General features: G+C 58.5%; 7 protein-coding genes. All 7 read right to left on the bottom strand.

The annotated features are described in order from the left end of the window. On the bottom strand, nucleotides 1–572 hold a 572-nt coding region (locus WCO56_14385; GenBank protein ID MEI7730758.1), incomplete at its 3' end, for a polysaccharide biosynthesis/export family protein. Then, on the bottom strand, nucleotides 569–2608 hold the full coding sequence (locus tag WCO56_14380; GenBank protein ID MEI7730757.1) for a Wzz/FepE/Etk N-terminal domain-containing protein: 2040 nt from the start codon (nucleotides 2606–2608) through the stop codon (nucleotides 569–571). The genes WCO56_14380 and WCO56_14385, both read right to left, overlap by 4 nt. Nucleotides 2609–2881: 273 nt before the next feature. Then, nucleotides 2882–4072 (bottom strand): glycosyltransferase family 1 protein, encoded by a 1191-nt coding sequence (locus WCO56_14375; protein MEI7730756.1) that lies wholly within the window; start codon nucleotides 4070–4072, stop codon nucleotides 2882–2884. Then, nucleotides 4069–5628 (bottom strand): WecB/TagA/CpsF family glycosyltransferase, encoded by a 1560-nt coding sequence (locus tag WCO56_14370; GenBank protein MEI7730755.1) that lies wholly within the window; start codon nucleotides 5626–5628, stop codon nucleotides 4069–4071. The genes WCO56_14375 and WCO56_14370 overlap by 4 nt, the downstream gene beginning before the upstream one ends. 11 nt (nucleotides 5629–5639) lie before the next feature. Then, on the bottom strand, nucleotides 5640–6074 hold the full coding sequence (locus tag WCO56_14365) for a hypothetical protein (protein ID MEI7730754.1): 435 nt from the start codon (nucleotides 6072–6074) through the stop codon (nucleotides 5640–5642). After that, a complete protein-coding gene (locus WCO56_14360; GenBank protein ID MEI7730753.1) occupies nucleotides 6058–7257 on the bottom strand; it encodes a glycosyltransferase in 1200 nt (399 codons plus the stop codon). Before WCO56_14360 ends, WCO56_14365 begins: the two co-directional genes overlap by 17 nt. 2 nt (nucleotides 7258–7259) lie before the next feature. After that, nucleotides 7260–8417: a hypothetical protein gene (locus WCO56_14355; GenBank protein ID MEI7730752.1), complete on the bottom strand. Its 1158-nt coding sequence runs from the start codon at nucleotides 8415–8417 to the stop codon at nucleotides 7260–7262. Between the last annotated feature and the right edge of the window lie 75 nt (nucleotides 8418–8492).

Genomic DNA, 8492 nt, shown 5'->3' with positions numbered 1-8492 from the left:
CGCCCCTGCCGGATAATAAAACTGCGCGGCAAATCGGCAAGTTCAACCGTATTCAGTTGAAAAAGGCCGGTCTCCAATCCGCCAGCCTGGGCTACGGCTTCGAGCACCGTCATCGGCCGGTCAAGAATGTAAGCACCTTTGTTCACAACCTTGCCGAGCACGCAGAACTTCTTGCTCTTAAACGCACCCGGCGTGACGATAATACGTGGCCGCTGATAAAACTGTGCCAGCTTGGACGTCATGGTCTCCCGCAACTCATCAAGCGTCAGGCCGTTGGTTAATACCATCTGGACTTGCAGGTAACTGATGCGACCATCGGGTTCGATGGCCACATCGTTGCGGGTCAGCTCCGGCCGGCCATAAAACGAGAAATTCACCACATCGCCAGGGCCGAGTGTGAGACGCTGCTGCCAGACTCCCTTGGTCATCGCGTTTGGCCCGGAGAATACGGGCGGGGGAGGCGGATTCTCGCCAACCGGCAGAGCCCTCGCTTCATCACCCGCATACAGGGAAGTGATGGCAACGAGGAGTGCCAGCCCGACTTTCATCCACGCCCTCAAGAACGTTTTCATAGATTCATTGGCAGCCAGGAAAAGAGTTTCTGGTGCCGGTTCAAAACCATACCGGCGAACCGGCAACCGGCGTGCCGGAGGGTCTCAAGCCGTTGGGTCGTCTCAGCCGTGCGCGCCTGCCCACAACCCACGAGCCAGATCAGTTGCGTCAGGCTCTCTGCCATCAACAGGGTATCCGGCTGATCCGTGGCGGTGAGTTCCACCAAAATCACGAGCCGTTGCGTCCGCTGCCATTCATTTAGCGCGGCGTGCCATTGTTGCCGGTGGGGCGCATCCCACCGCCAGTCCTCTGGAACGATCAACCATTTCGGCGAACCCACTTCAGGCCGCACCCGCGCGGAATTCTCCAGGGCGTCTTTCAGCCCGATGTGCGTGCCGTTGTGCGGTTTGACATTCGTCACTACCAGTACGCTGCTTTCACGCTGCCCAGCGGCGTGACCGAGCAACTCCAGCCACGTCGAGCAGCCTTCACCTGCCGAGGAGGCTGCCACACCGCAGACAATATTACCGGACGCCGAGGCACTGAGTTTCGTCTGCAATGCCATCCACGTGCGAAACGCCCACGCGGACTGCCCGACAGCATCCAGCGACTCCAAGTTTGGAAGCCGTGCCAGCAATGGCAGGCGGGTTACCCGCTGTGCGTCCGCAGGGGTTTTGAGACGTTCGTCCAACGATTCTACCAGTCCCACCAGCGCGAGGCAAATAAGGGCGCCCAATACGCCGCCCGCCCCCGCGAGCAGGGCGACTTTTTTGGTGCGCCCAACCGTCTCCACCTGATCCGGTTTCGCTTCAAAGAAACGGTAGTAACCCAGCGGGTTTTCTTCGTAGAGCTGGGCTTCGCGCTGGCGGCTGGTCAGCAACGATTGCACCGCTTCAAGCGATTGCTGGCGCGCTTTGAGACGCGCGTATTGCAGGCCCTTCTCCGGCAATGCGCGCAGTTTCTTTTCCACCGCCTGGCGCACGGCGATTAGTTTTTCGAGCTGCGAGGCCAATACGTCCCGCTGTGTTTTCAGGGATAGCAGTTCCTGATAAAAACTTGCTGCCAGACCGCTCTCACCCTGGCGCGGCGGCGGGATCGGTTTGTTCTCCGCCTCGCTTAATTGTTTATCCATCGCCGCCACCCGTTCCTTTTGCTCTTCCACCAAGGGATTGGCGTCCGTGTATTGCGCGCGCATTTCCGCCAGCCGATCACGAGCCGCATTGGCGCGTTCGACGAGTGGGTTGTGCTCCGCCAGTTCCTTTTGCAGGGCGTTGATTTTCAAGTCGAGCGTTTCAAAGTCGAGACGCGTGGACTCGAATCTCAGATCGAGTTCACCCAGCTTGTGCAAATAGGCGTCAATCTCCTTATCCACATTGATGATCCCGGCCTCCTGCGAGAACACGAGTAGTTCGTTATTGATCCCACGCAGGTCATCGTCGGTCTTCACCAACTGTTTTTTCAGGAGCCGGTTCACATCGGCTGCTTCTTGCGCCTGCATCTCCCGCGTGAGTCGGACTACCTCCCGGCCATACAGATTCAATATGCGCAGGGCCGTCTCGCTGCTGCGCTTGGATTTGAACGTGACCGTAATCAAATCCGTGTTGCGTTCCGGCGTGATGGTCAGGCCACCGAGAACTGCCTGGACTGAAAGCGATGGCTGAGCCTGCGCGCTCACCGGTTGCAGCACCGCTGGAGATTTCATATAGCCCACCAGCGTGGGGACCGAGAGCTGGCGCGGTTTGAACGGCTCGCCCTGGTCCGAGGCGCGAAACATGCCGGCCACTTCCTGCCGCATAAGTTGTGCCGAAGCGGTGTATTGCGGTTCGACGGTGAAATATGCCGCTGCGCCGCCAATTAGAGCGAGCAGGAGACCGCTGAATAAAATCCAATGCCACTTCCGCAGAATCGCCGCCGCCACCCGCAAAGGGTCAAAGGGCAAGGACGTGCCCCTCACTTCCGGTCTCGCCAAAGTTTCTTCGCGAGCGGAAGCAGGTGCCTCAGGTGGCGCGGCGGACGATGTGTTTTCGTTGGCGGCGGTCATAAAAATAACCGGCATAATTCCGTGTTACCACAACGATCTCCATAATTGCATTGCATTGGCAATGCAATTGCATATTTCTCACAAGACTCGACATATCCTGTCGTGTGTTTATAACACGCGATCGGGTTTAAAATACCCTGATTTGCAAAGGTTTCTGTCATTATTTCGATCACTGTCATCCCCATAAAGCTAATTCCGTGCCAAACCTATCGCCGTCTGTTTACAATGTAAAGTAAAGTCAAGCGCTCCTGACCCCGTCAACCTGATCAGTTATCGGTACCACCAGGCTTACCCTCTGTCAAACGTGGTTTCCTTGGCACCGGTCATTCTCCCCTTTCCAAATTCGATCACCGCACGCTCGTACGTGTCAATCACCTGCTTGGCATTCATGGCCCAATCGAAACGTCGGGCATTGTGGAAGCCCGCAGTTCGGAGTTGGGTGCGGCGCGGCTCATTGGTGGCCATGTTGCATAGCGCTGACGTGATGCTGGCGACGCTTTCCGGTTCCACAATTTCTGCCGCGTCACCGACTACTTCGCCTAACGATCCGCGCGTCGAACTGATCACCGGACAGCCGCACGCCATTGCCTCAATGGGCGGAAAGCCGAATCCCTCGAACAGCGACGGATACACCATCGCGCTTGCGGCACGATAGAGCTCCGGCAACACATCGTCTGGCACGAAGCCAAGGAACCGAATGTCACGGACAAACGGCGAAGTCTTGGCCATGGCATGAATGTGCTCCGCCCCGTGCCAGTCGCTTCCACCAAGCACGAGCAGCCAGTCCGCCCCGGTTTGCGACTTAAATTGGTTGAATGCCTCGATGAGCCGCACATGGTTTTTGGCCGGATGTTCAAGGCGGGACACGTAGAGAAAGAACGGACGGTCGAACCGCCAGCGCCGGGCCGCGTCGTGTCGCGCTTGCGCGGCATCTCCCACCGTGAAGCGTTGATGGTCAATACCATTGTGAATGATGTGAAGACGGCTTGGTTCGACCCCAAAGAACCGACGAATATCGTGCGCCGTATTACTACTGATGGCGATGACTTGAGTCTGCCGACGGGCGAGCTGTCGCACTACGACGCGCCCGTAAAACATTCTGGCCCAGTCATATTTTCCTGACACATGGAATGGCGCCAGATCGTGAATGGTAGATACCCGCGCGCAGGGCGCGGACCACAACATCCGCCGGTAACTGGGGATATGCAGCACATCCATGCGTTGCTGCCTCAGCCAGCGTGGCAGCACCACCTGGTGCCAAACGATGTTCCGAAGCGCCGGACGCCATTTCTCAGGCACGGGCACTAGCTTCATGCGCCCGGCGGCGAAGGCGAAAAGTGGCAGATCGTCCTCCAGCACCAGCAAGTGGAACTCGTGTCTGTCGGCGAACGACAACATGGCTTTGACGAGCGCGAAAACGTATTGGCCGACGCCGGACTTACCCCGCTGAATAACCGAGGTGGACAAGGCAATTCTCAAGTTTCCCTCCCGGAAATCATGGTCAGCAATCGTAGTGTCCGCAGAACGTTTTGGACTGCGGGCGAGGGAGCCAGAAACTGCACCTCGATTCCACGCAAATCCGCCTGTTTCCTGGCTCGTACCATCAATCCGACGCCGGTGCTGTCCATGAAGCGCACCCCGGCCAAATTGATGGTCAGGGTGCTGGCATTACCGGCTAGGCGGTCGAGGCATTGTTCGGTGGATCGCCAAACCTCATCGGCATTGGCTGCCACAATTTCTCCCTGCCAAGCCAACGCTGCTTCCGCGCCGGGCAGCTTGGGCGTAACTACCGTGGCTTGTTCGGCAATCCGGCGGGCGATCATTTCGCGAGCCGCCTCTAAGTTTGGTGCCGTGGGCAACAGATCGGTGATGCGCATCAACGTCAAAGCTCCTTGCGCAGCCTTGGATGGAGCCAGGAGCAGTATTTGCCGATTACTCCCGCGCATCCGCCGCTCGAAACGCACCAGCAGACCCGCGCCCGTACTGTCAATAAACTCAATCTTGGACATGTCCACCAGTAAATGTCGGTCCGCTTCCGCCAATTTGTTCCATTGCTCACTGTTGCTCCGAACCGCCTCCGCATCGAGCCGCGAAGGCAGTTCGAGGACTTGAAGTGATTTACCCAGGATCGTGAGTGCCGCCGGAGCATCGGCGGTCCTGCTCGCTGCTCGACCGGTGCGCATGTGCCACCACTGTTTGAAAATGGCACGACTGAATATCCAGAGATCGGTCCCATACCGCCGGAACAATCGGCGCGGCTCCTGAAGCATCCGGTAAATCCACTCAGTCCCGGTTCGCTGCATCCAGACGGGCGCGCGTTTCATGGTGCCGGCCAGAAAATCAATCGTGGCTCCCACGCCCACGGATAGCGGCACACCGAGCTTGCGGAAGTGCATGTTGATCCATTTTTCCTGTTTGGGGCAGCCGAATGCGACCAGCAGCACGTCCGGGCTGGCCGCGCAAACGCGCCTCACAATATCCTCATGGTCCATCTCCAGCAGGGATTTGAACGGCGGCGAGTAGGCACCGACGATTTTTAGGTTGGGATGCTTTTTGAGGGATTTCTCTGCCGCTATCGCAACGCTTTGCTCGCTTCCTCCGAGGAAAAACACGCGCCAGCCCTTGCGCTCTGCTTCGCACAGCAGGCGCGGGACCAGGTCGGAGCCGGTAACCCGTTCCGGTAACGGGTTGCCCAGCCAGCGCGACGCCCATACCAGCGGCATGCCATCGGCCAACACCAAATGCGCATCCAACAGAATCCGTCGCAGCTCAATGTCTTCCATGGCCTGCACCACGAAATCCACGTTCGCGGTTGCGGCGTAGTGGGGCTTGCGGGAGATAATCATTTCCTCGATCAATTCCAGCGTACCAGCCATGGTGACGATATCAAACGGTACGCCGAGAATCGCGATGGGCGCCGGCAGGCTCCGCTGCCGGAGCGGTTTTGCCGTAGTGGAATCAAGCTGACGCTCGCCAGCACCAGTGCTGGTTGGGGAATATCCGCTAGCGGGAGTAGGCTGGTTTGCAGAGTTCATAAGGATTCAGATCAGGGAGTTGACCGCGATTCGGTTGCAGCGCCAACCAGGTAGTCTTGCCACCATGAACCGGTCGTGAAGCATTCCACCTGCCCATCGCGTTGTAACCGTACAACGGATCGGGATGCACGGCGCGGCTCAACATAGTCGCCCCGCCACATGACCGTGCCGTTGGTGAACACGGCAATGTCGCTCTCCGTATTTGCCGGTTTGAGCTTCATGAGCACTGATTCGTGATCCCCCACATCGCGATGTGTCTGCGACTGCCCGCAGGCACTGATGGTCAATTCCGCCAAGTTGGCGCCGGTATCGTTATACACCACGATAAGCGCCGTTCGGGAGCGGAGCGTTGCCACGGTCGCCACCCCGCCGAGTAATAGCAGGCTGCCGACGGACCAGAGTACGCGCCGACGTTTCCAATAAGGGGTTTCAAAAGTTCTCGGCATAATAGTTGCTGAGTTGTTTTCCGAGCAGGAGCCAGGAAAGCCGGGCGGCAACCGTCTGCCTTCCCGTCTGGTCAAGGTGTGTGCGCAGCGCAGTGTCCTTCAGTGCCCGTGCCGTCTGCGCGGCAAAATCCTCCGGCGCGTCGGCAAGCAGGATGTCCTCACTCTGTCGCAGATCAAGTCCTTGTGCGCCGATGGTCGTCGAGACGACGGGTGTGCCCATCGCCATGCTTTCGGGAATCTTCAACCGCGTACCGCCACCGACGCGCAACGGTACAATTTGCAGCCAGGCTCGACGGTAAAAAGGCCGCACATCCGGCACGCCGCCGGTAACCGTGACGCCCGCGCGTTGGGCGTACGCTTGCACCTCCCGCGTCGGAGATTTTCCAACAATAAGCACACGCAAGTCCGGGACTTGCTGGCGTAGCGCGTCATGGATTTCGCCAAAGTACCACTGCAGCGCGTCTACGTTTGGCAGGTAGTCCATTGCGCCGCAGAAAAGCACGGTCGGTTCGGGCGCACGCGGTTCAGGCGAGGCGGCTGGCGTGAAGTAATCAAGGTCCACGCCGTTCGTGATCACCTGAACTTTCACCCGCCGACTGATGCGCTCACGAATAAACGTCTCGTCATCCGGCCCACAGACCACCTCCACCGCCGCGCGCCGTGCAACACGACGCTCAAAGCGCTTGAGTTTCATAAGATTCTCCCAGTCGAGCACGGTTTGGCGGACGCCGCCCGCCATGACTTCGCGCTGGGCGAGTTGGAATTGCAAGTCCACCCGGCTCCGGTCCACGGCGAGCGGAAGCTGGGCAAGCGCATTGAAGAAATACTGTGCCATGACGATATCGCACACATGCACCAGCTCATAGTCGTGGCCGCTGGCAAAACGGTGAATCGCCTCGGCCACGTGTGGCAGTTGCCAATGGCGCACGGTCGTTGGCAACGGGTGCAAAAGACGGTCGGGAAAGAGTCGTGGCCAGGCCGGATGTTCAAACGGCACGAACTCCACCCGCCGGCAAAATTCGGTAAATACAGGTTTTTGCTCGCAGCGTTCACCGGCTTCGCTAAGCGCCAGCAAATCCACCTCGTGGTCGCGCGCCAGCGCGCGCAACAAGTGGAACGTGCGTTGGTAGGTGCCACGATCCACCGGGAACGGAATGTACGGATAGACGACAAGAATGCGCATGGTCAGTTGAAACGGTGCCAGAGGTGTTGGTAGGCCTCGACGAGCCCGGCGAAGTCCCCCGCCTGGCTGCGGAGTTCCTGTTGAACGCGCTGTCGCCCCGCAGTATCGTCGTGTAAATTGTTTTCCCACAGCAGCAGGCACAACGCATGCTGCAAACGCTGGCGCGGATAGCGAGCGCAGGAAATTCCGGCGATGCCACATTCGCGGACGTTTACCAGCCGATTACGCCAGCCAGGCTGTTCGGGACACTTGTTGCACGCACTCAACGCGTACTCGCGGGTGCTGGTAAAGTTGGTACTTAACCGACGGTTTTCCAGCCACAGCCAAAGCCGTCGGGCGAGATCGCTGAGTTCGGCCTGACGCTGTGTGAGTTTGCTGCGGGTTTCCAGGGAACGGCAGGGGTGCAGCTTGAAGGCCACCCCGGTCGTGTGGTGAGCACAGATCGCTGCAAACAATTCCTGGTCAGCGAGTCCGTCAAGTTGCAACAAGCGCGCGTGGCGTTCGCGGCAACTCCAGTCGTACTGCTGGCTGGCGGCAAGCAGGACATCGCCCAAGGCAAGTTGAACCTTGGCATGATTGCGTCCGACAAAATCCGCTTCTGCCGGACCGAAATCCGCCCGGCTTAGGCGCTCGGCGCTAAAGAGTAGGCCCGAGCAGCGGTTCATCAATAGGCGCGTCGCCTCGTGCAGTGGAATCTTCCCGGCGTCGCGATGGTGTTCACAGCCGGATAATAAGGCATCGTCACCGATAAGCCACCGATGTCCAAGGACGAGATCGTAATAAAACATGGACGGGGCCGAGCGTCGCAACGTATTGATTGTGAGTACCTTGAACTCGATATCCAAGCCTGCCGGTTGGGTCAAACCAACGCCGAGTTCATGTAGTGCAGCGCGATAATTTCGGTCGGCAAGCAGGCGATTACCCCGAATGAAAACATAGAACTCCATGTCATTATAGGGTTGATCGCCGGTGCTGGTGTGGAGCACGCCCCCTTCGCCACGCCCATAACCACCGGCCAGCAGCAAACCATCCATTTTCTCGTTCGGAACAAGTGCCCGAACCCCAGCGCGTACCTTGGCACAGACCGAATCCAGATGCTGTTCTAATTCCGAACTGCCGTCCACCGTGAACCGCAACGGTTGCGATTGCTGGGAGGGCAAATCAGATACAATTCGTTTGCATGACTGTGCCGTAGCAAGCGGATCAAACTTGACCGCATTACAATCACGAAGCGA

The organism is Verrucomicrobiota bacterium (assembly GCA_037139415.1).
Lineage (GTDB): Bacteria > Verrucomicrobiota > Verrucomicrobiia > Limisphaerales > Fontisphaeraceae > JBAXGN01.
This window is presented reverse-complemented; position numbering and strand designations above follow the sequence as displayed.